Raw genomic sequence first — 21,749 nt, forward strand, 5'->3', positions numbered from 1 at the left:
CGTCCGGGCGGCCGTGAGTACTCGCGGCCCCCGCGTGATCGGAGATCGCGGGAAAGTGGATTTCTCGCCTGTTAGGTATAGCTAACCTAAGACCGATGGTCAACCCGCACGGCCGGCCGGCACCGGGCGACATCCGACCCGGGGACCGCGACACAGGATCTCAGAGCCCGGCCACCCACCGCGACCAGTCGAGCCGACAGCCGCACACTTGACACTCCGGAACTCCATCCGAAAAATAGGTAAGCCTTCCTTTACCAGACCATCGGAACATATGCCGTCCCTCTGCCTCTCTGCCGTCGGGAAAGGCACGGCACACGGGGAACCGGAGGATTCGGGCGTGGTGAAAGTCACGGCACCGCCCCAGGACGCGGACACGGTCGACGCCGACCGGGCCGCCGCCGACAGGGCCGCGGCCGACCAGACAGCGGCCGAGCTGGCTGAGCTGCGTCGTGCGGTCCGCGGCCGGATCGGCGTCGCGGCCGTGCTGCAGGCACTGGCCGCGGTGCTGTCGATAGCTCCCGCGGTCGTGCTGGTGGAGATCGCGCGGCGGCTGCTGAACGACGAGGGCGCGTCGGTGTGGCCGCTGGCCTGGCTCGCGGCCGGCCTGCTCCTCGCCCGGTTCGTGCTGTACGCGTCGGCGAGCCTGCTCAGCCATCTCGCCGACGCCGACCTCGCGTACCTGCTGCGCCGCCGGATGACCGAGCACGTCAGCGCCCTGCCGCTGAGCTGGTTCGCGGGCGGGGTGTCGGCTCGGGTGCGCTCGACGGTGCAGGACGACGTGGGCTCGTTGCACCACGCGGTTGCCCACGCCCGCGCCGACCTGGCCTCGGCGGTGGCCGGCCCGAGCGTCGTGATCATCTACCTGCTCTGGGTCGACTGGACACTCGCACTGGTCACGGTCGCGCTCATCGCGGTGGCCCAGACCATCCGCTCGCGGCTCGCGGTGCGTGCGACCGACCAGGTGAACCGCATCGCGGCAGCCAACAGCGAGCTGACCGCGGCCGTGCTGGAGACGGTGCGCGGCATCAGCGTCGTCAAGGCCTTCGCCGCCGACCAGAGCTCCCGCCGGTTCACCGCGGCCGCGGCCGAGCACGCCGACGCCGACGAGCAGGCCCAGCGCATCTTCCTGCGGCCGCGCGGCGTCGCGCGGGCCACGGTGGCCCCCGCGACGGTGATGTTCGTGGTCACCGCCGTCGGGACCGGCCTGGTCGCCGCCGGCTGGACCGACCCGGTGGACCTGGTGGCCTTCATTCTCCTCGGCGTCGGCCTGTTCGAGCAGATCACCCCGATCTACCTGGCCCAGGACCTGCGGGAACGCGCTCAGGACGCGGCCGGGCGGATCAGTGGCCTGCTGCGCGAGCCCCGGCAGCCGGAGGTCGACCCCACCCGGGCCCGCACCGTGGGCATCCCGCCGACCGTCGAGCTCGACGACGTCCACTTCGCCTACCCGGACGGTCGCGAGGTCCTGCACGGCGTGAGCGCGACGCTGCGCCCCGGGACCGTGACCGCGCTGGTCGGCTCCTCCGGGGCGGGCAAGTCGACGCTGGCGATGCTGATGGCCCGGTTCGCCGACGTCACCGCCGGCACGATCCGCCTCGGTGGCGCCGACCTGCGCGACATCGACCGCGACGAGCTCTACCGCCACATCGGATTCCTGCTGCAGGACGTCGTGCTGCTGCGCCGGACGATCCGGGACAACATCGCCCTCGCGGTCCCGGACGCGTCCGACGAGGCGGTCCGCGCCGCCGCCCGCGCGGCCGCCGTCGACGACCGCATCCTCGCCCTGCCGCGGGGCTACGACTCGGTCGTCGGCGAGGACGCGCACCTGTCCGGCGGTGAGGCACAGCGGATCGCGATCGCCCGAACCCTGCTGGCGCGGACGCCGATCGTGCTCCTCGACGAGGCCACCGCGTTCGCCGACCCCGACTCCGAGGCCGCCATCCAGGACGCGCTGGCCGAACTGGCCGCCGGCCGGACGCTGTTCGTGATCGCGCACCGCCTGTACACGGTCACCGCCGCCGACCAGATCCTCGTCCTCGACGACGGACGGATCGTCGAGCGCGGCCGGCACGACGACCTGCTCGCCGCGGGCGGGCGCTACGCCCAGCTCTGGCGGGCGCAGCAGAGCGATCGGGAAGGACGAGCTTGACATCCTCGACGAACACGTCGGGTACGGCGGGTACGGCCAGCGTCGCGGGCAGCCTGCGCGGCCTCGTCCCAGCCGGCCAGCACCGGCCGCTGGGGTGGTACCTCGCGTCGGTGGCCGGCTACGCCGTCAGCGAGGGAGTGGCCTTCGGCGTGCTGTTCCCACTGCTGACCGCCCTGTTCGACGGCGACACCACCACGGCGGCATGGTGGCTGCTCCCCCTCACCGCGGCGGCGGTCGCCGGGTGGTTCGCGCACTACTACCTGGGATCGCGGGCGCTGCGGCTGTCCTCGGTCTGGCGCCGAGACCTCTACAACCGGCTCGGCGCCAAGCTGGTGACGCTGCCGCTGGGCTGGTTCGACGGGGCTCGGGGGGGCGAGGTCCCGCAGCTGGTCATCGGTGACGTGGCCAGGGTCTCCTCCACCGTGTTCCTCGCGCAGGCCCTGATCAGCGTGGTCGCGACGCCCGCGACGATCGCCGTGTTCCTGCTCGGCTTCGACTGGCGGATCGGACTCGCCGCGCTGATCTCCGTCCCGGTCGTGCTGGTCGCGCTCTCGGTCAGCCGCCGGCTCACCGAACGCTCCGAAGCGGCCGAGAACGCCGCCACCACCGAGGCCGGCAGCCGGCTCGTCGAGTTCGCCGGGGCCCAGCCGACGCTGCGGGCCACCGGCCAGACCGCCGCCGGCCGCGCCGCGCTGGACAACGCCTTGGCCGACCAGCACCGCGTCTCCCGGCGCAAGATCGTCCGCTCGCTGCCCGGCGAGTACATCGGGGAGATCGGCCTCCAGCTGGCGCTCACCGCCCTGTTCCTCGTCGGGCTCGCGCTCACCACGCAGGACGGCCTCGAACCGGGCCGGATGATCGCCCTGGTCGTGCTCGGCATCAGTCTGCTGCGCCCACTCGACGCCCTGGTCGGCCTCGGCGGCATCCTGCAGAGCTGCGCGGCCTCCGCCCGGCGGATCGCCGAGCTCCTGGCGGTCGAGCCGCTCCCCGAGCCCGCGGACGGCAAGCAGATCGGCCACGCCGGGATCGAGCTGACCGACGTCCGCTTCTCCTATCCCGACGGGCCCGAGGTCCTGACCGGGCTGAACCTCACCGTCCCGGCCGGGCGGACCACCGCGCTCGTCGGCGCCTCCGGCGGCGGGAAGACGACGGTCACGAAGCTGATCGCCCGTTTCCACGACGTCGACTCCGGGTCGGTGCGCGTGGGCGGCGTGGACGTCCGCGACGTCACCGGCCGCGAGCTGTTCGGGCACATCGCGCTGGTGTTCCAGGATGTCTACCTGCTCGACACCACCATCGAGGAGAACATCCGGTTCGGTAACCCCGGTGCGTCCGAGGAGCAGGTCCGTGACGCGGCGCGGCGCGCCCAGGTCGACTCGATCGTCGCCCGGCTCCCGAACGGCTGGGCCAGCCATGTCGGTGAGGGCGGTCGGCTGCTGTCGGGCGGCGAGCGCCAGCGCGTGGCCATCGCCCGCGCCCTGTGCAAGGACGCGCCCATCGTCCTGCTCGACGAGGCCACGGCATCCCTCGACACGGAGAACGAGGCGGCCGTGCACGACGCCATCGCCGAGCTCGCCACCGACCGAACCGTCCTGGTCATCGCGCACCGGCTCGACACGATCATCCGTGCCGACCAGATCGCCGTCCTGGACGGCGGCCGGATCGTCGAGTGCGGGACGCACCCGGAGCTCGTCGCACAGGATGGCCGGTACGCCGCCTTCTGGCGCGAACGCGAACGCGCCCGCGGATGGCGGCTGACAACCGGCGCCCGGACCGGCACCGCTGGAGATCGGGGCTGACCTCCGCCGGCATCCCCGGCACAGCCCTCGCCGTCAGCGGGTGGCGGACGTCGCCACGCCGGGGCCGCTGCGCGTCGGGCGGGTCAGCCTGGGATCGACGCGGCGCACCATGGCCGCGGTCAGGGCGAGGGTGGCGCAGGCCAGGATGACGCCGAAGCCGATGTCGAAGGTCCAGATGTGCTGGTTGTGCTCCCACAACGGGTCCGCCGGGTCGGTGCGCAGCCCCTCGTAGCCCAGCTTCGAGACCTCGTTGATGTCCGCGGTGGACGCAAGCGCCGCGTAGCCCCACCGCGCCGGCGCGATCCAGGAGATCTGCGCCACCCAGGTCCGACCGGACAGCGACACCAGACCACCGGAGAGCATGAGCTGGGCCATCGTCACCAGCACCAGGACGGGCATCGTCTTGTCCGCGGTGTCGACGATCGTCGACACCAGCAGACCGATCACCATCGACGCGTTCGCGGTGACGATCATCGCGATGAGGATCTCGACCAGCGGGGAGCCCAACACGACGGCGTCCGTCGGCGCCCGGCCCACCAGGCCGATGAAGGTGCAGACCACGCACTGCACGGTGGTGATCCCGGTCAGCACCACCGTCTTCGAACCGAGATAGGCGGCCCGGGAAAGCCCGATGGTCCGTTCCCGCCGGTAGATGTCACGTTCCTTGACGATCTCCCGGACGGAGTTCGCCATCCCCATGAAACAGCCGCAGAGGATCAGCACGACGAGCACCTTCGGCGCGTTGGGGTTCGGTGCGTCCGGCAGGGCACCCAGCCCGTCCGGCGCGGGAATCATTCTGGGAATGAAACCGAGCAGGAACGGGAAAACGATGATCAGCCGCAGGTAGGAATGGTCGGCCCGTATCACCCGAAGGTAGCGGCGGGTGAGAGTGGAAAGCTGGGCGGCGACCGGCCGTTTTCGCACCCTGGGCAGATCCGCCGGCGGCCTGCGGGCCATCGGGGCGACCACCGCCGACGGCACGAAGTACTCCGACGCCCGGAACCGGGCGGCGGCCCCCGCCCCGGAGGAGTGCTCCAGCGTGCGGAACACCGACGCGAACTCGCGGAAGTCGTTCTTGCCGAAGAAGTGCAGCGCCCCGTCGACCGGGCCGAAATAGGCCACATGCCCACCCGGCGCCAGGACGAGAACGTAGTCACAGAGATCCAGAAAAAGCACGCTGTGGGTGACCACGATGACCGTGCGGCCGTTCTCGTCCGACGGGCCCGTGCCCGCGCCCGCGCCCGTACTCGCCCCCGCCCCCTTGGCCAGGCCGCGCAGTGTCTGCATCACGGACTGGTCGTTGGCCGGGTCGAGGCCGGAAGTCGGTTCGTCCAGGAACAGCAGCGACGGGCAGGTGAGCAGCTCCAGCGCCACCGAGGTGCGCTTGCGCTGGCCACCGGAGAGCCGGTGCACCACGGTGTCGGCGTGCGCGGTCAGCCCGAGCTCGTCGAGAACCTCCGCCACCCGGGTGCGCCGCTCGTGCGCGGTGGTGTCCGCGGGGAAGCGCAGCTCGGCCCCGTACTCGAGGGCCTGCCGGACGGTGAGCTGGCCGTGCAGCGGGTCGGCCTGCGGCACGTACCCGATCCGTCGCCGTAGCTCGTCGTAGTCCGCGTACAGGTCCCGGCCCGCGTACCGGACGGTTCCGGCGTCCGCGGGCCGGAACCCGGCCAGCGCGTTGAGCAGCGTCGACTTGCCCGCGCCGCTGGGCCCGACCACGGCGAGCAGCGACCGGGCCGGCAGCCGGAAGGTCACGTTGTGCATCAGCTGCTTGGCGCCGGCGTGCACGGACAGCGCCCGCGCCTCGAAGGCGACGTCGCCGGAGTCGATGTACTCGACGAGGTAGTCGCCCTTGAGCTGGTAGAGGTGGTGGCCGATGGCGATCACGTCGCGCTCGCCGACCGGGGCCGCCGTCACCCTCCGGCCGTTGACGAAGGTCCCGTTCGCCGAACCGAGATCGACGATCCGCACGCCGTCGGCGCGCACCTCCAGCGCCGCGTGGTAGCGCGAGGCGAGCAGGTCCCCGACGGTGATGTCGTTGTCGCTGGAGCGGCCCAGATGCAGCCGCCCCGGACGCAACGTGTGCAGCCGGTGGTGGGCGCCGGCCGGGATGGTGGCGGCACCGGTGGCGGCGGGGAACGGGGCCACGGCGGTGGCAGCCGTGGCGGAGAGCGACACGGTGCCGTTGCCGGAGGTGGCAGCGGTGACCGAGCGCGACGCGGTGCCGTAACGCGACGCGGTGCCGTGACCGGAGGTGGCAGCGTGCCGCCAGCCGAACGCGGTCGGCCTGCCGCCGACCGAGGCGCTGGCCGCGGGGATCATCTGCGGGACAGCCGAGGCCTGGCTGCGACGCCACTGGACGCCCAGCGGCACGGTGTTCTCGTCGCTCGCCCACCGGGGGGCGGGCCACCGCGTGTCCACGCCGGCAGCCACGGAGTCGTGCCGCGCACGCCCGCGCCGGGCCTGCTGTTCATGGTTTCGCTCGTCATGGTTTCGCTCGGCTCGCAGCGCCCGCTGCTCCAGTTTCGCCACATACGCTCGCCCACGCCGCAGCCGGCACCCCAGGAAGGTCGACCCGACACTCCACAGGAGCACCCCGGCGACGGACTGCACCACAGCGTCCGGCCTGGCCAGCGCCGCCGGCAGGATCAGGATGACGGCGCCGGCGGCAGCGGTCCACGCGACCTTCGGCGGCCGGTAGGCCCCGGCGCTGTAGAACGCCACCCAGGCCGCCAGCAACGACGGCCCGTCGCCCAGTGGCCCGGCCAGGAGATTCACGAGGCAGGACCACCCGGCGACGAATCCGAGAACCAGCGGCGGCCAGCGGCGGCGCAGCACCAGAACTGCACAACTAATCGCAGTTGTAACAAGGAAAGTCGCACTCAGTCCGGAACTATCCACCGGGGCCTGCGTGGCGATGGCCACACCCAGCCCAAAGGCAACGCAGGCGACGGCGATATCGGCTAGATACGTCCGACGCCGCGACTCCTCCCGACCGACATTTCGGAACCCCGCCAGCCATCCGGACACGGCATCACCGTACATAGCCGACGCCGATATCCACCGCACCGAAACCCGAAAGTGCCACCGGCTACCGCATCTGCAGTAGCCGGTGTACGGCGAATCCGCCGCCTCCCCTCGACGCGGGATCTCGTGGGATGACCGGACATCGCACCGGCCGGAACGTCCGGCCGGGACGCCATGGACGCCACGGACGCCGACAGCACCACCAGCCGGACCGAGCCCGCGAAGCCCACACGGATCAGGAACGACCGGGAACCGAAGCCACCTCCAGCTGCCGGTGACAGGCCTGCCGAACAATGCTCCGAAGCTCCTGCACCGGCCGCCCCCAGCCAGCATCCCATTCATCCGCAAGGTGAAACAACGAACCGAGCGGAAGATTCATCACTGATTCGTCGAAGTAGTGGTCACCGGCTATCTCATGAACCCTGTCGACGACCCATCGCTCGGTCGCGCGCCCCGCAAAGAGCAGTTCGGCCACATTGGTGAAAGCCATCAGCGCAGCTGCCCGCAGGTGGTCTCGCTCCACCGCCGCGACGTCAACCTCCAGCGGGCCGCATTCCCGCAGAGCCGCCTCGATCAGATCACGGACCGCGGCCGGATCCCTGCCGTCGAGGCCGGCGAGCTCGACCAGCGCCGCACCGTCATAACCACGCGCGATCCAGTGCGCCGCCCAGCCTGGAACCCGCTCCGTCGGAAGCATTCCCAGTACCAGCCACGCCGCGACCAGGCCCGGCGCGGGAACGCCGTCATCCGGTTCGGTCGGTGGGTCACCGGCGTTCGTCATCTCCGGCCGCATCTCCTCGTTCTAACACCGGTCGGCCGCCGGCTGGGCGACACGGACGAATCAGACCCGCGGGCCGGCGTTCAGCCGGCCAGCCGGCCGTTGACCGCGGCGATGACGGCGTTGACCGACGCGGTGAGCGCGGAGGTGTCCTGGCCGACGCCCCAGCGTTCCGTACCGCTGAGGCCGATCTCGATGTAGGCCGTCGCGAGGCTGGCGCCGCCACGGTCCATGGCGTGCTCGCTGAAGGCGACGACCTCCGCCTCGACGCCGATCCCGGCGAGCAGCGCTGTCAGCGCCGCCAGCGGTCCGTTCCCGATCCCCCGGCGAGGCGTCCGCGCCTCGCCCCCGGGCGTCGCCAGCTCGGCGACGAACTCGTGCTCACCCGGCGCGGTCTCGGCGGTCCGCCAGCTGGACAGCAGGATCGGCCCGTGGTGCACCGGTGCCAGATAGCGGGCCTGGAACATCTCCCAGAGCTCCTTGGCCACGAGCTCGCGTCCGTCGCGGTCAGCGGCTTCCTGCGCGACCCGGGAGAAGTCGGCCCGCAGGCCCCTGGGGAGCTCCAGGCCGTAGTGAAGGTTCAGCAGATGCGCGATCCCGCCCTTGCCGGACTGGCTGTTCACCCGGATCAACGCCTCGTAGCTGCGCCCGACGTCCGCCGGGTCGATCGGCAGGTACGGAACAGCCCACGGGGCTCGCCCCTCTGGCACCGACCGTGCCGCGGCGAGGGCGGCATGATGTGCCAGTCCCTTGCTGATCGCGTCCTGGTGGGTGCCGGAGAAGGCGGTGTAGGCCAGCTCGCCCCCGTAGGGGTGCCGGGGATGGACCGGCATCCGGTTGCAGTGCTCGACGGTCTCCCGGACGACGTCGATGTCCGAGAAGTCAATCATCGGGTTGACGCCCTGGGAGTAGAGGTTGAGCGCGAGGGTGACCAGATCGACGTTGCCGGTGCGTTCGCCGTTGCCGAACAGGCAGCCCTCGACCCGCTGCGCGCCGGCGAGCAGCGCCAGCTCCGCACATGCGACCCCGGTGCCGCGGTCGTTGTGCGGGTGGACGGACAGGATCACCGACTCCCGCCGCGCCAGGTGGCGGTCCATGTACTCGATCTGATCGGCGTAGACGTTCGGGGTGGAGATCTCGACCGTCGCCGGCAGGTTGTGGATGACCGGTCGCTGCGGGCAGGCGTCCCACAGCTCGCTGAGGCTGTTGCAGATCTCCAGCGCGAAGTCGGGTTCGGTCGCGTTGAAGACCTCGGGTGAGAACTGGAAGCGGACGTCGGGAAAGCGCGGGGACGCGGCGAGTCGCGCCATCTGCTCCGCGGCGTCGCGTGCCAGCGCCAGCAGTTCCGCACGGTCATGGCCCAGGACGACCTGCCGCCAGACCGGTGCCGTGGCGACATAGAGGTGAACGACGACGCGAGGCATCCCTCCGGCCGCCGGCATCCCGGCGATCGCCTCGAAGGTCCGCTCGATGAGATCTCGCCGCGCCGGGGTGAACACCACCGTTGTCACATCCGGTGGGACGGCATCGTCCTCGACCAGGTGCCGGACGAAGTCGAAGTCCGTCTGGCTGGCGGAGGGGTAGCCGACCTCGATCTCCTTGAAACCCATGGCGACGAGCAGATCGAACATCATCCGCTTGCGCGGTGTGTCCATCGGCTCGCGCAGGGCCTGGTTCCCGTCCCGCAGGTCCACCGACACCCACAGCGGCGCGGTGTCCACGCGGCGCGTCGGCCAGATCCGGGTGGAAGGAGGGTCGACTGCCGGCAGCTCGACCCGCTCGTGGATGGGCAGGTACCGCTGGTGCGGCATCGAGCTGGGGCGCTGCGCGTTCCACGCCGCGGCATCTGCCGGCAGCGCGCCCCTGGGACGGACGACGGTGGGGAAGCTGACCGCGTCAGCAAAGGCGGAGACGGTGGAGACGGTCGAGAAGGCGGCGGATGTCGAGGGTGCGGTGGGTGCGGTGGGTGTCGAGGAGGCGGCGGCCGGCGCCGCCGTGACAGACGGACTGCTCGAACAATCGGGCATAGGAGGTGATCGGCCCTTCGGGTCTCGGTCGCGCGTGGTCGACCGGCGGCACAGCGGCCCCGCGGCGGGGTGCCGGTCGCCTCAGGCCCCGCCGCGGCGGGTAAGAAGCAGCCACACGCCCAGCGTCACGGGGGTACCATACTCCACATCTCAGCTCCTCAGACAACCTGAGAGGTTCACATGGCGCTCGGCGCGTTGCGATCGACGTCGCTGGTCGACCAGGCGACACAGCTCCTGCGTGACCAGATCACCGGCGGCGAGTGGCCGGTCGGAACCCGCCTGCCCGGGGAGAACGCGCTCGCGGCGACGCTGGGTGTGGGCCGCTCCACCGTGCGCGAGGCGCTGCGCGCGCTGGCCGGTGCGGGGCTGGTGGCGTCCCGGCAGGGGTCCGGCGTGTTCGTCATCGCCACCGAACCGGCGCAGGACTGGAAGGACGTGCTTCGCCGCGCCGCGGTGGGCGACGTCTACGAGGTCCGGATGTTCCTGGAGGTGCAGGCCGTGCGGCTGGCCGCGCAGCGGCGCACCGAGGTGGAGATCACCGCCATGCGCGACGCCCTCGACCGGCGACGGGCCGCGGCCGGCGGTGACGACGAGATGTTCGTCGACGCCGACATCGCCCTGCACGCCGCCGTTGTCGCGGCCGCGCACAATCCGGTGCTCGACGGGCTGTTCACCGAGTTCCTGCCCGTGCTGCGCCGGGGGCTCATCGAGCTGGTCGACCTGCTCGGCCTGCGCGCCACCGACCACAACCACGGTGACGCCGCGCACGCCGCCCTCGTCGAGGCCGTGGCCGCCGGCGACGGTGAGCGTGCCAGCGAGATCCTGCAGGCCGAGCTGGACCAGACGCTCGCCCTGCTGCGAGCCCCGACGGCCTGAGCGCGCATCAGAGCCGAGGACGGATCAGCGCTGAAGGCCGGTCAGAAGCGAAGCTGGCGCTTGAGGATCTTGCCCATCGGGTTGCGCGGCAGCTCGCCGACGAGCTCCAGGCGCTCGGGGCACTTGTACCGCGCGAGTCCCTCGGCCTGGCAGTGGGCGGCGAGGCCGGCGAGAGTGACCGCGGTACCGGGACGCACGACCACCACGGCGCAGACCCGCTCCCCGGTACGTTCGTCCGGCACGCCGACGACGGCGGCGTCCGCGACCGCCGGGTGACGCAGCAGCACCTCCTCGACCTCGGAGGCCGAGATGTTCTCCGCGTTGCGGATGATGACGTCCTTGAGCCGGCCCTCGACGCGGACCCGGCCCTCCCCGTCGACCGAGCCGAGGTCACCGGTGCGCAGCCATCCCTCGCCGTCGAAGGCATCGGCGTCCAGCGTGGCGTCGACGTAGCCGAGGAAGCACTGCGGGCCCTTCAGCCGCAGCTCACCGTCGACGACACGGACCCGCACACCGGTCATCGGCCGGCCCACGGTCGAGCCGGCTCCGGAGTCCGACGGCGTCTCGCTGGTCGCCACCGGGAACTCGGTCAGCCCCCAGGAGTTCACCACTCCCGCAACACCGAACACCTCGGCGACCTCCCGGCTCACGGTCTCCGGGGTCGGCGCCCCGCCGCCGACGCAGACCCGCACCGCGGGGAACAACGGCCTGTCGCCGTGCCGGTGCTCGGCCGCCACGTACGCCAGGAAGAACGGTGTGGCGGAGCCGAGGAAGGTCGGCCGGTGGGTGGCCATCCGCCCGGGGGTCGTCGCCGGGTCGAACACGTCGAACAACACCAGCCGGCCCCCGGTGCGCAGCGCCGCCGCGAGCATGGCCACGCCCCCGATGTGGGCGAGCGGCCAGGCGATCGGATACACGTCACCGGCGCCGAAACCCAGCCCGTCCACCACGCCGTTGGACGACGCGATCACCGAGGAGTCGGTGTGCCGCACGCCCTTGGGGTCGGCCACCGTCCCCGACGAGTAGTAGATCCACCTGCACTCCCCGACGCCGACCGGAGGCGCCGAATCCCCGGCAGGGGCGGACGGCACCGGCAGCCCGGGTCGCTCCGGCAGCGTGCCGGGGTCGGCGGCGGGAAGCCGCAGACCACTGCGCGGCGGGCTCTCAAGATCGAGCGAGACCACCTCGACACCGAGGGAACGAGCCATCTCCCCGTGACCGAAGCCCCGCCACCGCTCCGGCACGACGAGCAGGCGGGTGCCGACCTGCCGCGTGATGTACCCGACCTCCCGATGCCGGAACACCGGGATGATCGGATTCTGCACCAGGCCGAGCCGGGCACACGCCACCATCAGCACCGCTGCCTCGAGGGTGGTCGGCAGCTGCCACGAGACGACGTCACCCGGCCGCAGCCCGAGCGCGTACAGACCGGCCGCCACCCGCTCGGCCTCCTCGCGCAGCCCGGCGAACGTCAGTGCCCGACCGTGGTCGTCCGCCAGGATCACCGCCGTGGGCAGGCGAGACGCCGCCTGCTCGACCAGGGACCAGAACGCGGCCGCTGGTGGCAATCCGAGGTGAGGCCCGCTCGACGCGCTCGCCGTGGTCGTCATTTGTCAGGCCCCGACCCCTCCGACAGCAGCAACTCACCCGAAGGGACTGAATCTATCTATACTTTTGGGTGCTGTCGAGCAGATCAGGTGCCACCGTCAGTGCGCCGCCGCGGGACCACCTGAGACCACGCCGATGCCGGCAGCCTGCATCCAAGCACCTCCCGGCGGGCCATCGCCCCGGCCGCAGCGGATCTCGACCGGCCAGGACTGAGGCACCGGTGGCCGACCGGAGATCAGGCGGCTCGACACCTCTCTCCCACCTCCGCCCAGGGCCACCCGAGGGCTTCACTGGAAATATATATAGATTTACCTTACGATGGTCTCGACCTGGGAGTAGCGGGAAGAGGGACGAGTCGTTGACTGACGGACGTGTGTTGATGGAGCGGGAGCCGGAGTCCGGCATCGCCCGCATCACGATCAACAATGCGCAGCGGCGCAACTCCTACGACCCGCCGATGCGCGACCAGCTCGCCGCCTACCTCGACGAACTGGCAGACGACGACGACACCAAGGTCGTCCTCCTCCGCGGCACCGGCGGCTACTTCTCCTCCGGCGCCGACATGCGCAACGCCTACGGCTGGTACGGCGAAGGCACCGACCAGACCCCCCACAGCAACGGCGACGGCAGCACCACCGGCAACGGAGACGGAAGAACCACCCGACGACGCCGACCCAGCCAACGCCGCCGCCTCGCCGTCGACCGCCGCACCTTCGCCTTCTACCACGAACTCCTCGGCTACCCCAAAGCCACCATCGCCCAGGTCGAAGGCCTCGCCCTCGGCGGCGGCTTCGAAATCGCCCTCATGGCCGACATCGCCGTCGTCGGCGAAAACACCCGCCTCGGCATGCCCGCCACCCGCTTCCTCGGCCCCGCCCTCGGCTCCCTGCACCTGTTCTTCCACCGACTCGGACCCGTCCTCGCCAAACGCATGCTCCTCACCGGCGACCTCCTCACCGGCGCCGAACTCGACGAACGCGGCATCTTCACCGAAACCGTCCCCGACACCGACGTCCCCACCCGCGCCGAATGGTGGGCCCGCAAAGTCTCCCGCATGCCCGCCGACGGCATCGTCATCGCCAAGGAAGCCTTCCGCCTCGTCGAACAACTCCAGGGCTACCAAGGCGAAGAAGTCCTCAGCTACCTCTTCCACGCCTACGGCACCAACCTCACCTTCGAAGACAACGAATACAACTTCGTCAAAGTCCGCGCCCAACACGGCGTCAAACGCGCCTTCGAACTCCGCGACGAACACTTCGAAATCCCCGAACCGTGAGGACCCGGCCCGGCGGTTCCGCGGAACCGCCGGGCCGCGCAACGGCGGTCGCCACGCTCGCGGCCCAGTCCCAACGTCGGACGTGGCTTGACGTGGCTTGACGTGGCGCAGCCCTCTCAACATTATCGAAGTCGACATCGACACCGAGATAGTGACCGGGAGTGACCTGGGCGTCCGCACGCGCACCCCGTGCACGTCCGACGGCGGCCCGGCGGCGAGGAGAGGCCATGTCAGCCGACGAGCGCAGCAACAGGATGTCCTTCTTCACCTCGGCGGGCGCGCCGACGCTCGACGAGGACGGGATGATGTCGCCGCCGCGGATCGACCGGGAGGTCTACACCAACCTCGACATCAGCCCGATCGCGGACGGGCAGCATGTCACGGTGCCGTTCAAGGGCGAGGGGCCGAACGGGTTCAGCCTCGTCCACTCGTGGTTCGGCGCGGGCTTCCGCCTGCCCCGGCACAGCCATTCCGCGGACTGCCTCTACTACGTCCTGTCCGGCGAGATCATCATGGGCAGCCGCACCCTGGGCAGGGGCGACGGGTTCTTCGTCGCGGCGGACGCGCCCTACACCTACACCGCCGGCCCCGACGGTGCGGAGGTGCTGGAGTTCCGCACCTCGACCAGCTTCGACATGAACGTGCGGGACCAGACCGCCGAGCGCTGGAAGCCGATCGTCGACGCCGCGCTGGCGAACCGCGAGAGCTGGGCCGCCGCCCGCGCCGCGAGGTAACCGACCCCCTTGCAACAGCCATTACATCTAGATATTTTGACAGGCACCGACCGGGGGCCAGCCTCGGCGAGAACCGGAGGTGCCTGTGCTTCGGGTGGTTCAGTGGGGCACGGGCTCCGTGGGGCGGCACGCGCTGCGGGCCGTGCACCAGCACTCCCGGTTAGAGCTGGTGGGCGCGCTCGTCTACAGCGACGCGAAGCACGGCCGGGATGTCGGCGAGCTGTGCGGCCTCGGCGACATCGGGGTCCGGGCGACCCGCGACCAGGACGAGATCCTGGCCCTCGACGCGGACTGCGTGCTGTACATGGCCCAGGGCGAGATGAACCCCGGCGGCGCGCTCGACGACATCTGCCGCCTGCTCGCCTCGGGCAAGAACGTCATCTCCACCGCGGTGACCTCCCTCATCTACCCGCGCAGCTCCGGGCCGGCGACCGTCGCACGGCTGGAGGAAGCCTGCGCCGCGGGCGGGGTGTCCTTCCACGGAACGGGGATCGAGCCGGGCTGGGCCGCCGAGGTCCTCCCCCTGACGATGTCGCCGCTGTTCCGGCGGATCGACTCGCTGCTCGTCCAGGAGCTGCTGGACTACTCGACCTACGACAGCGCCCCGATGCTCTTCGACATCATGGGCTTCGGCCAGCTCCCGGACGCCCCCGTCCCGATGGCCGACCCGAAGATCGCCGGTGCCGTCTTCCACGCGCCGATCATGATGGTGGCGGACGGCCTCGGCGCCACCATCGACGACTTCAGCTATGACCGGTCGGTCGCCCTCGCCCCGGCGGCCTTCGACATCACGGCCGGCCGCATCGAGGCCGGGACGGTGTCCGCCCAGCGCTTCTCCTGCACCGCCGTGATCGGCGGCCGGCACGCGCTGACCGTCGAGCACATCACCCGGGTCGGGCACGGGCAGGCACCGGACTGGCCGACCGGGCGCGGCTGGCGGGTCAGCGTCGAGGGCCAGCCGTCGATGCGGCTCGAGGCGACCATCGCCGTCCACGACGAGGACGAGAACGACCAGGGCTGCCTGGGCACCGCCATGCACGCCGTCCACGCGATCGCGCCGGTGTGCCAGGCGGCGCCGGGCATCCGGACGTTCCTCGACCTCCCCATGATCCTCGGCCGGGAGGTCTTCGCTCCGGCCCTGCCGTAGCGGACCCCGGCCGCAGGAGTACGGCGGTCGCGGCCGGCCGGCGCTGCCGACGCTGCCGACGCAGCCGACCGGCCGACGCGGCTGACCGGCCGCGCCGGCGGCGACGTCACCTCCGGGGGCCGGCCACGCCCTCCTCGGTGAGCAGCAGGCGCAGCGCGTTGATGTCGACCTTCCCGCTGGCCAGCCGCGGCACACGGTGCGGGTCACCCAGGACGAGCCAGCGGGTCGGGACCTTGAAGCTGCTCAGCCGGGCCCGGGCCTGCTCGGTCAGCTGGTCCGGGTCGTGCGCGGAGCTGACGACGACCGCCGCGACCTGCCGCGCACCCGCTCCACCCGCTCCACCCGGGTCTGCCGCGGGCAGGTCGGTGACGTAGGCGTCGGCGACACCGGGCAGTGCGCGCAGGGCCGCCTCGACCTCCATCGGGTACACGGTCGCGCCGCTGACCTTGAACATGTCGTCCAGGCGGCCCCGGTACCAGAGGTAGCCGTCGGCGTCGAGCGCACCGCGGTCAGCGGTCCGGTAGAAGCCGTCGGCGTCGAACACCTCACCGTGGGAGCGGCCGATGATGCCGCGCATGACGTTCGGCCCGCGCAGCCGGATCTCCCCCTCGCCGCCGGGCGCGACCGCCGCCCCGGTGTCCGGATCGACGATGCGGACCTCCACACCGGCGAACGGCTGGCCGCAGCTGCCGTGCTTGTCCGGCGGCAGGTCGGTGTCCAGCCGCGAACCGCAGTAGGGCCCGAACGTCTCCGTCATCCCGAACAGGTTCGCCCGCGCCCCCGGCGCCGGCCGGGACGCCGCCGGCAGCACCGCGGGAAGGCTCGCGGGGCGCAACGCCGACAGGTCGGTGGCCGCGAACGCCGGATGCGCCGCGAGCCGGGCCGCCTGATCCGGCCAGCCGCGGAACAGCGTCACCCGCTCCCGCTCCAGGAACGCCAGCGTCCGCGCGGGTTCGGGGACCGCCTCCGCGAGCAGGGTCGCACCGGCGACCAACGCCGAGAGCAGCCCACCACCGAACCCGCCCGTCCAGAAGAACGGCATCGGGATGTACAGGCGCTCACCACGCCCGATCCGCCGGCAGTCCAGGCTCGCCGCGACCGCCCGCAGGCCGTTGCCATGGGTGTGCACGACACCCTTCGGCGTGGACCGGCTCCCGGAGGTGAACAGCACCACCAGGTCGTCGGCGGGACGGACGGCGTGCTCCAGACCGCCGACGACGTCGAGCAGCACAGCCGATGGCACGGTCGCGCTGGTCGCGTCGGGAAGCTCGTCCGAGCGCCAGATCCGGCGCAGCGACGGGACCGCCGCGTGCCGGCGCCCGGCGCGGGCCTCGGCGACCAGCCCGGGCGCGACCGTCTCCAGCTCAGCGAGGTAGTCGCGGCCGCGCAGCCGCGGCACCACGACCAGCTCGGTCACCGCGGCGACGCGCAGCTGCGCGAGCAGCTCGGGCGGCCGCAGCAGGGTGCTGAGCGGGACGAGCACGGCGCCGACCCGCATCACCGCGAGCGCCACCGTCGCCCATTCGATGCCGTTCGCCATCACCAGCCCGACCCGGCTGCCTTTGCTGACACCCGCGCCGACGAGGCCCGCGGCGAGCTCCCGGCTGGCGTCGTCCAGCTCGGTGAAGGTGACCGCCTCGTCGTCGTTCACGAGCGCCTGGACCGGGCCGTCGAGCCGGCGCCGGAGCGCGAGCAGCGCCGGAATGGTCAGCTCCGCCGGCAGCACCACGCCGTCCCGGCCACCGTCACCGGCGGGCCCGGTCTCGACCACGGCCTCACCCACGGTCTCAGCTTCGGTCTCAACCTGCGGCACGGACTCAACCTGCGGCACTGACTCAACCTGCGGCACTGAGCAGCTCCCTGAGCGCCGGGACGTCGATCTTCCCGCTGGACATGGTCGGTACCTCGTGCTCCGCCAGCAGCATGATCCGCCGCGGCACCTTGTAGGCGGAGAGCTGCTCGGCAAGCTGCCGGCGCAGCTGGTCGGCGTCGACGCTGCGACCCGCGGGCACCCGCACGGCCGCCGCGACGATCTGGCCTCGGGCCTGGTCGGGCAGACCGACCACGTGCGCGGTCAGCCCGGCGACGTCCCGGATCGTCGCCTCGACCTCGACCGGCGACACGTTAGCCCCGCCCGTCTTGATGACGTCGCCGTCACGGCCCTGGAAGTACAGGTACCCGTCGGCGTCGGCGCGGAAGAGGTCACCGCAGTGATACCAGCCGTCGGCGTCGAACACGTCGTGCCGCTCCCGCCCGTGGTAGCCCTCCATCAGGAACGGGCCCCGCAGCCACAGCTCCCCCACCTCGCCCGGGCCCAGCACACGCCCGTCGGCCGGGTCGACGATCCGGGCCGCGAAGCCGGGTGCCGGCTGGCCGAACGAGCCGCGCCGATGCTCGGGCTGGTCGCCCTCGTCCTCGCTGACCAGGCAGACGGAGCCGGCCTCGGTCATCCCGAGCATCTGGTGCCGCAGCTGCGGATCAGCCGGCCGGACGTCCGCCGGCATGATCGAGTACAGGTTTCCGCGCCGGATGGACGACAGGTCCCGGCGGGCGAACGTCGGATCGGCGGGCAGCTGTGCCACCGACTGGGCGTATCCGTTGACCATCGTCGGGCGCTCACGCTCCAGCACGTCCAGGACGTCCGCGGCCGCCGTCGCGTTCGAGCAGACCAGACGTCCGCCGGCGAGCAACGTGCCCAGCAGCGCGTAGGCGAAGCCGCCGATCCAGAAGAACGGCGAGTTCGAGAACAGCACGTCGTCCGGGGTGTACCGACGGATCTCGTTCAGGTTGGCCAGGTGCCGGATCAGGGCGCCGTGGGTGTGGATCACGCCCTTCGGCGCGCTCGTCGACCCGGACGTGTGCACGATGACCATCCGGTCGCTCGCCCGCACACCGTCCTCGGCGGCCGTCAGGACGTCCACGCCGACCTCGGCGCCCCGCGCCAGCAGGGCCGACACCGTCCAGGCCGGGTCGACACCCGCGACATCCCCGGCGTCCCCGGCTTCCTCGGCGTCCCCGGAGCCCTTGGCACCGTCGGCGGTGGGCCCGAAGAGGACCTGGCGTAACACCGGCATCGACGGCGCGAACATCGGCGGTGGGGCCTGCGCGATCTCGGGCACGGCGGCCCGCAGCGCCGCCACGTAGTCGTGGCCACGGTAGGAGGTGGCGCTCAGCAGCACCCCGACATCGGCGCGGCGCAGCAGGCCGCCCAGCTCGGCGCCGGTCGAGAAGGTGCTCAGCGGCACCGTCACCGCACCGATCCGCGCCGCGGCCAGCCAGCCGACGACGAAGTCGCTCCCGTTCGGGTACAGCAGCCCGATGTGCGTGCCGCTGCCCACGCCCAGCGCCAGCAGGCCACGGGCGAGCTCACCCGAGCGCCGCTCGGCCTCGGCATAGGTGAGCACGTCGTCGTCGCAGCGCAGGAGCGCCCGCGTCCCGTGGCGCGCGGCCTGCTCGCGCAGCAGCGCCGGGACAGTCAGCGCAGGACCGTCGCCGGCGTCGACGGCCGTAGCGATCATGATGACGCCCGCCGCGGCGACACCGCCGGCAACCGGGATCGATCGCCCTTCACCGCGTCCATCGCCGCTTCGCACAGCAGGCGATCCCCGGCGAACAGCTGACCGGTCGAGGAGATCCTCGGCCCGTCGGCCGACCGGCTCAGGACGAAGCTCAGCTCGGTGAGCAGCGGAGTGGGCCGCCGGTAGCGCAGCGACAGGCCCGCTGTCTTCCCCGCCAGCCCCAGGTCACAGTTGTGATGCTGGATCACGGCGTCGAAGAACAGCGCGAGGAAACCACCGTGGACCAGGCCCGGCGGCCCTTCGTAGGCGATCGGGAAGGTGACCGTGCCCTCGGCGTGGTCGCCCGCGACCGTCAGCTCGTACTCGGGGAACATCGGGTTGAAGGCGCCGATGTTCCGCGAGTGGTCGAGGTAGACCCGGCCGCTCAGCCCCTCCCCCGCGTTCTCGGCACTGCCGGCCTCGGCGGTCGCGGGGGCCGCACCGGCGTCAGCGGTGCCGACGCGCGGCGGCCCGCCCGCCGGGCTGTGGGGCTCGAGGCTGCGCTCCGCCTCCTCGAGCGCGGTCAGCAGGGTGTCGACCGCCGGATCCTCGTGTTCGAGCGCGAGCACCAGGCTGGTCACCCGCCGCAGCCGGGCGGCGGCCTCGGCGGTCTGCGCGAGCGGCGCGACACCGAACACCCAGGGCTCCACCGGCGCCGATGCGGGTGCCGGCGCGGGCGCCAGAGCGGGCGCGGGCGCGGGAAGTGCCGTCGCAGGTGCCGGTACCTGCGACGTCATCGCAGTTTCCATGCCGGGCGAGGCGCCGGGGTGCCGGCCGCGTCGGCCGCCGCGGCGGCCGCCTTGGCCGCCGCCTCCGCCTCGGCCATCCCGGCCGCGTTGCCGAGCCGGGTGTAGATCAACGACTGTTCCATCGCCGCGCGGTACGGGCGGTCCAGCGACTCCCAGATCGCCCGCACGGTGCCCTGCGTCGCCGTGGACGGATGCCGGGCGATCCCCGCCGCGATCTCATGGGCCCGGTCCCACAGCCGCGCCCGCTCGACGACCTCGGTCACCAGGCCGATCCGCAGCGCGGTCTCGGCGGACACCCGCTCGTCGTTGCCCATCAGCGCGATGCGCAGCGTCTCCCCGAGGCCGATCCTGCGCATCAGGCCGATCGGCTCGACCGCGCACACCCGGCCGTGGGTGACATGCGAGTCGAAGAAGGTCGCCTCGCTCGAGCAGATCACCACGTCGGCCTCGTTCAGGAAATAGAACGCGCCGGCCGTGCAGATGCCCTGCACCGCACACACCACGGGCTTCCAGCACTTCTGCCACTTCGGGCTGAGCATCTCGCCCGGGTCCTCGTGGTTCCACACGTCGTCGGGCTGGCCGAACGCCTTCTTCACGTCAAGCCCGGCGCTGAACGCGCGGTCGCCGGCCGCCCGCAGCACCACCGCGTTCACCGCCGGATCCAGCTTGACCCGCTGCCAGACGTCCCGGATCTCCTCGCACATCTGCCGGTCGAAGGCGTTCATCGCCTGCGGACGGTCCAGCGTGATGGTCGCGACCCGGTCGGGCCCCGTCTCGTACCGGATGGTCGAGTAGGTCGACATCATGATCTCCTGACTGACCGGGAAACGTGCTCGCGCCGGCTGACGCCCACAGAGGCCGGGCCAGCGTCCAACGAGGTCGGCTCAGCGCCCACTGAAGTCGGGCTGGCGGCGCTCCTTGAACGCCAGCAGCCCTTCCTTGAAGTCCGCGGTGCGCGAGGCCAGCTCCAGGGCGAACGCCTCGTCCTGCATGGCCTCGGTCAGCCCGAGCTCCAGGCCCCGGTTGACCAGCCGCTTCGTGAGGCCGACCGCGACCGTCGCCGCCTGGCCGAGCGTCTCCACCAGGGCCGCCGCCGCCTTGTCGAGGTCGGCGTCGGGGACCGCCTGGTAGATCAGCCCCCAGCCGGCGGCCTCGGCACCGGACAGGCGCCGGCCGAGCAGCAGCAGCTCCTTGGCCCGCGCGACCCCGACGAGGCGGGGCAGCATCCAGGTCGCGCCGCTGTCCGGGCTGAACCCACGGGCCAGGAAGGGCTCCCAGAACGTGCTGTCCTCGGCGGCCACGGTGAAGTCCGCGGCGAGCGCGAGCTGGAAGCCGAGACCCGCGGCATATCCGCGCACCGCGCAGACGACCGGCAGCTGTATTTCCGACACCAGCTGGATCAGGCGGTGTGCCTGCAGTGCCGTGCGGCGCTGCACGCTGCCGGGGCGCGGCCGGGCGGCGCCGGCGGCGTTGGAGCTGACCCAGTCCGCCCCGGAGCAGAAGTGCGGGCCGCGTGTCTCGATCAGCACCACCCGCAGCGTGTCGTCGGTCGAGGCCTCCTCGAGGGCGTCGATGATCCGCCGCACCGCCACCGTGTCGAGCGCGTTGCGCCGCTGCGGGCGATCCAGGCCGATCCGCAGCACGCAGCCGTCACGGTCAAGGGCGACTCCCGGCTCGGGAGGCATGTCCACCATCGATCCGCTCCTCCAAGGCCTTCGAACACCCCACGGCACCATCGCCGCCCCCGTGCTGGCTGGCGGTGGCGCGGTGGCGTGCGTCGCGAGCAGCCTAGGCCGCACCGTTCGAAATGTCTAGAGGTATTCACCCCGTGCAGGACCGCGACCGTTCAACCGGTCGCGGCGGTCGCGGCGGTCGCGGACTCCACTGGCCAGGCGGCCCGGATCACACCGCACTCCCAACCCTACGCACCCAACGCGCTCCGGCGCGGGAGTCCGGGGCTGCCCGACATCCACGCACGGAAGCGGTGCGGCGCCAGACCTCGCCAGCACAAGCATCTCGGGCAAA

Annotated in this window: 15 protein-coding genes; 6 read left to right on the forward strand and 9 right to left on the reverse strand. The window is 71.9% G+C overall.

What is annotated here, in order from left to right:
* Nucleotides 1-337: 337 nt before the first annotated feature.
* Nucleotides 338-2,149, forward strand: a complete 1,812-nt coding sequence (locus tag ACG83_RS20420; protein ID WP_054567774.1) for an ABC transporter ATP-binding protein — start codon at nucleotides 338-340, stop codon at nucleotides 2,147-2,149.
* Nucleotides 2,146-3,948 (forward strand): ABC transporter ATP-binding protein, encoded by a 1,803-nt coding sequence (locus ACG83_RS20425; RefSeq protein WP_054567775.1) that lies wholly within the window; start codon nucleotides 2,146-2,148, stop codon nucleotides 3,946-3,948. Before ACG83_RS20420 ends, ACG83_RS20425 begins: the two co-directional genes overlap by 4 nt.
* 33 nt (nucleotides 3,949-3,981) lie before the next feature.
* Here ACG83_RS20425 and ACG83_RS20430 read toward each other — a convergent pair whose 3' ends face one another.
* The 3 genes from ACG83_RS20430 to ACG83_RS20440 form a co-directional block, all read right to left on the reverse strand.
* Nucleotides 3,982-6,723 carry an ATP-binding cassette domain-containing protein gene (locus ACG83_RS20430; protein WP_235498048.1) on the reverse strand — a complete coding sequence of 914 codons (2,742 nt, stop codon included), beginning with the start codon at nucleotides 6,721-6,723 and terminating at the stop codon, nucleotides 3,982-3,984.
* A 484-nt stretch (nucleotides 6,724-7,207) separates the two neighbouring features.
* The gene (locus ACG83_RS20435) at nucleotides 7,208-7,753 is read right to left on the reverse strand and encodes a hypothetical protein (RefSeq protein ID WP_054567961.1); all 546 of its coding nucleotides are present in this window, start codon (nucleotides 7,751-7,753) and stop codon (nucleotides 7,208-7,210) included.
* An 80-nt stretch (nucleotides 7,754-7,833) separates the two neighbouring features.
* Complete coding sequence (locus tag ACG83_RS20440) at nucleotides 7,834-9,561, reverse strand: 2-isopropylmalate synthase (protein WP_054567962.1); 1,728 nt, start codon at nucleotides 9,559-9,561, stop codon at nucleotides 7,834-7,836.
* 396 nt (nucleotides 9,562-9,957) lie between these two features.
* Between ACG83_RS20440 and ACG83_RS20445 the strand changes: the two genes are divergently transcribed.
* A complete protein-coding gene (locus tag ACG83_RS20445; RefSeq protein WP_054567776.1) occupies nucleotides 9,958-10,653 on the forward strand; it encodes a FadR/GntR family transcriptional regulator in 696 nt (231 codons plus the stop codon).
* 41 nt (nucleotides 10,654-10,694) lie between these two features.
* Here ACG83_RS20445 and ACG83_RS20450 read toward each other — a convergent pair whose 3' ends face one another.
* Nucleotides 10,695-12,263 (reverse strand): class I adenylate-forming enzyme family protein, encoded by a 1,569-nt coding sequence (locus ACG83_RS20450; RefSeq protein WP_054567777.1) that lies wholly within the window; start codon nucleotides 12,261-12,263, stop codon nucleotides 10,695-10,697.
* Nucleotides 12,264-12,640: 377 nt separating this feature from the next.
* Between ACG83_RS20450 and ACG83_RS20455 the strand changes: the two genes are divergently transcribed.
* The 3 genes from ACG83_RS20455 (at nucleotide 12,641) to ACG83_RS20465 (ending at nucleotide 15,418) form a co-directional block, all read left to right on the forward strand.
* Entirely contained in the window at nucleotides 12,641-13,537 is an 897-nt protein-coding gene (locus ACG83_RS20455) for an enoyl-CoA hydratase/isomerase family protein (protein WP_054567778.1), read from the forward strand.
* Nucleotides 13,538-13,764: 227 nt separating this feature from the next.
* Complete coding sequence (locus ACG83_RS20460) at nucleotides 13,765-14,271, forward strand: cupin domain-containing protein (protein WP_054567779.1); 507 nt, start codon at nucleotides 13,765-13,767, stop codon at nucleotides 14,269-14,271.
* Nucleotides 14,272-14,356: 85 nt separating this feature from the next.
* A complete protein-coding gene (locus ACG83_RS20465) occupies nucleotides 14,357-15,418 on the forward strand; it encodes a dihydrodipicolinate reductase (RefSeq protein WP_054567780.1) in 1,062 nt (353 codons plus the stop codon).
* A 106-nt stretch (nucleotides 15,419-15,524) separates the two neighbouring features.
* Here ACG83_RS20465 and ACG83_RS20470 read toward each other — a convergent pair whose 3' ends face one another.
* The 5 genes from ACG83_RS20470 to ACG83_RS20490 form a co-directional block, all read right to left on the reverse strand.
* Nucleotides 15,525-17,144 (reverse strand): class I adenylate-forming enzyme family protein, encoded by a 1,620-nt coding sequence (locus ACG83_RS20470; protein WP_369812905.1) that lies wholly within the window; start codon nucleotides 17,142-17,144, stop codon nucleotides 15,525-15,527.
* A 109-nt stretch (nucleotides 17,145-17,253) separates the two neighbouring features.
* The gene (locus ACG83_RS20475; RefSeq protein ID WP_054567781.1) at nucleotides 17,254-18,936 is read right to left on the reverse strand and encodes a class I adenylate-forming enzyme family protein; all 1,683 of its coding nucleotides are present in this window, start codon (nucleotides 18,934-18,936) and stop codon (nucleotides 17,254-17,256) included.
* Nucleotides 18,933-19,712 (reverse strand): hypothetical protein, encoded by a 780-nt coding sequence (locus tag ACG83_RS20480; protein WP_235498050.1) that lies wholly within the window; start codon nucleotides 19,710-19,712, stop codon nucleotides 18,933-18,935. Before ACG83_RS20480 ends, ACG83_RS20475 begins: the two co-directional genes overlap by 4 nt.
* A complete protein-coding gene (locus ACG83_RS20485; RefSeq protein WP_152991456.1) occupies nucleotides 19,709-20,527 on the reverse strand; it encodes an enoyl-CoA hydratase/isomerase family protein in 819 nt (272 codons plus the stop codon). The genes ACG83_RS20480 and ACG83_RS20485 overlap by 4 nt, the downstream gene beginning before the upstream one ends.
* Nucleotides 20,528-20,608: 81 nt before the next feature.
* Nucleotides 20,609-21,418 (reverse strand): enoyl-CoA hydratase/isomerase family protein, encoded by an 810-nt coding sequence (locus ACG83_RS20490; RefSeq protein ID WP_054567784.1) that lies wholly within the window; start codon nucleotides 21,416-21,418, stop codon nucleotides 20,609-20,611.
* Nucleotides 21,419-21,749: the final 331 nt, after the last annotated feature.

Source organism: Frankia sp. R43, from assembly GCF_001306465.1.
GTDB classification, from domain to species: Bacteria; Actinomycetota; Actinomycetes; order Frankiales; family Frankiaceae; genus Parafrankia; species Parafrankia irregularis.

What these genes read in the sequence shown, in the direction of transcription:
- ACG83_RS20435 (WP_054567961.1), bottom strand. Translation starts at nt 7,753, where the DNA reads ATGACGAACGCCGGTGACCCACCGACCGAACCGGATGACGGCGTTCCC.
- ACG83_RS20440 (WP_054567962.1), bottom strand. Translation starts at nt 9,561, where the DNA reads ATGCCGCACCAGCGGTACCTGCCCATCCACGAGCGGGTCGAGCTGCCG.
- ACG83_RS20445 (WP_054567776.1), top strand. Translation starts at nt 9,958, where the DNA reads ATGGCGCTCGGCGCGTTGCGATCGACGTCGCTGGTCGACCAGGCGACA.
- ACG83_RS20450 (WP_054567777.1), bottom strand. Translation starts at nt 12,263, where the DNA reads ATGACGACCACGGCGAGCGCGTCGAGCGGGCCTCACCTCGGATTGCCA.
- ACG83_RS20455 (WP_054567778.1), top strand. Translation starts at nt 12,641, where the DNA reads ATGGAGCGGGAGCCGGAGTCCGGCATCGCCCGCATCACGATCAACAAT.
- ACG83_RS20460 (WP_054567779.1), top strand. Translation starts at nt 13,765, where the DNA reads ATGTCAGCCGACGAGCGCAGCAACAGGATGTCCTTCTTCACCTCGGCG.
- ACG83_RS20475 (WP_054567781.1), bottom strand. Translation starts at nt 18,936, where the DNA reads ATGATCGCTACGGCCGTCGACGCCGGCGACGGTCCTGCGCTGACTGTC.
- ACG83_RS20480 (WP_235498050.1), bottom strand. Translation starts at nt 19,712, where the DNA reads ATGACGTCGCAGGTACCGGCACCTGCGACGGCACTTCCCGCGCCCGCG.
- ACG83_RS20485 (WP_152991456.1), bottom strand. Translation starts at nt 20,527, where the DNA reads ATGTCGACCTACTCGACCATCCGGTACGAGACGGGGCCCGACCGGGTC.
- ACG83_RS20490 (WP_054567784.1), bottom strand. Translation starts at nt 21,418, where the DNA reads ATGGTGGACATGCCTCCCGAGCCGGGAGTCGCCCTTGACCGTGACGGC.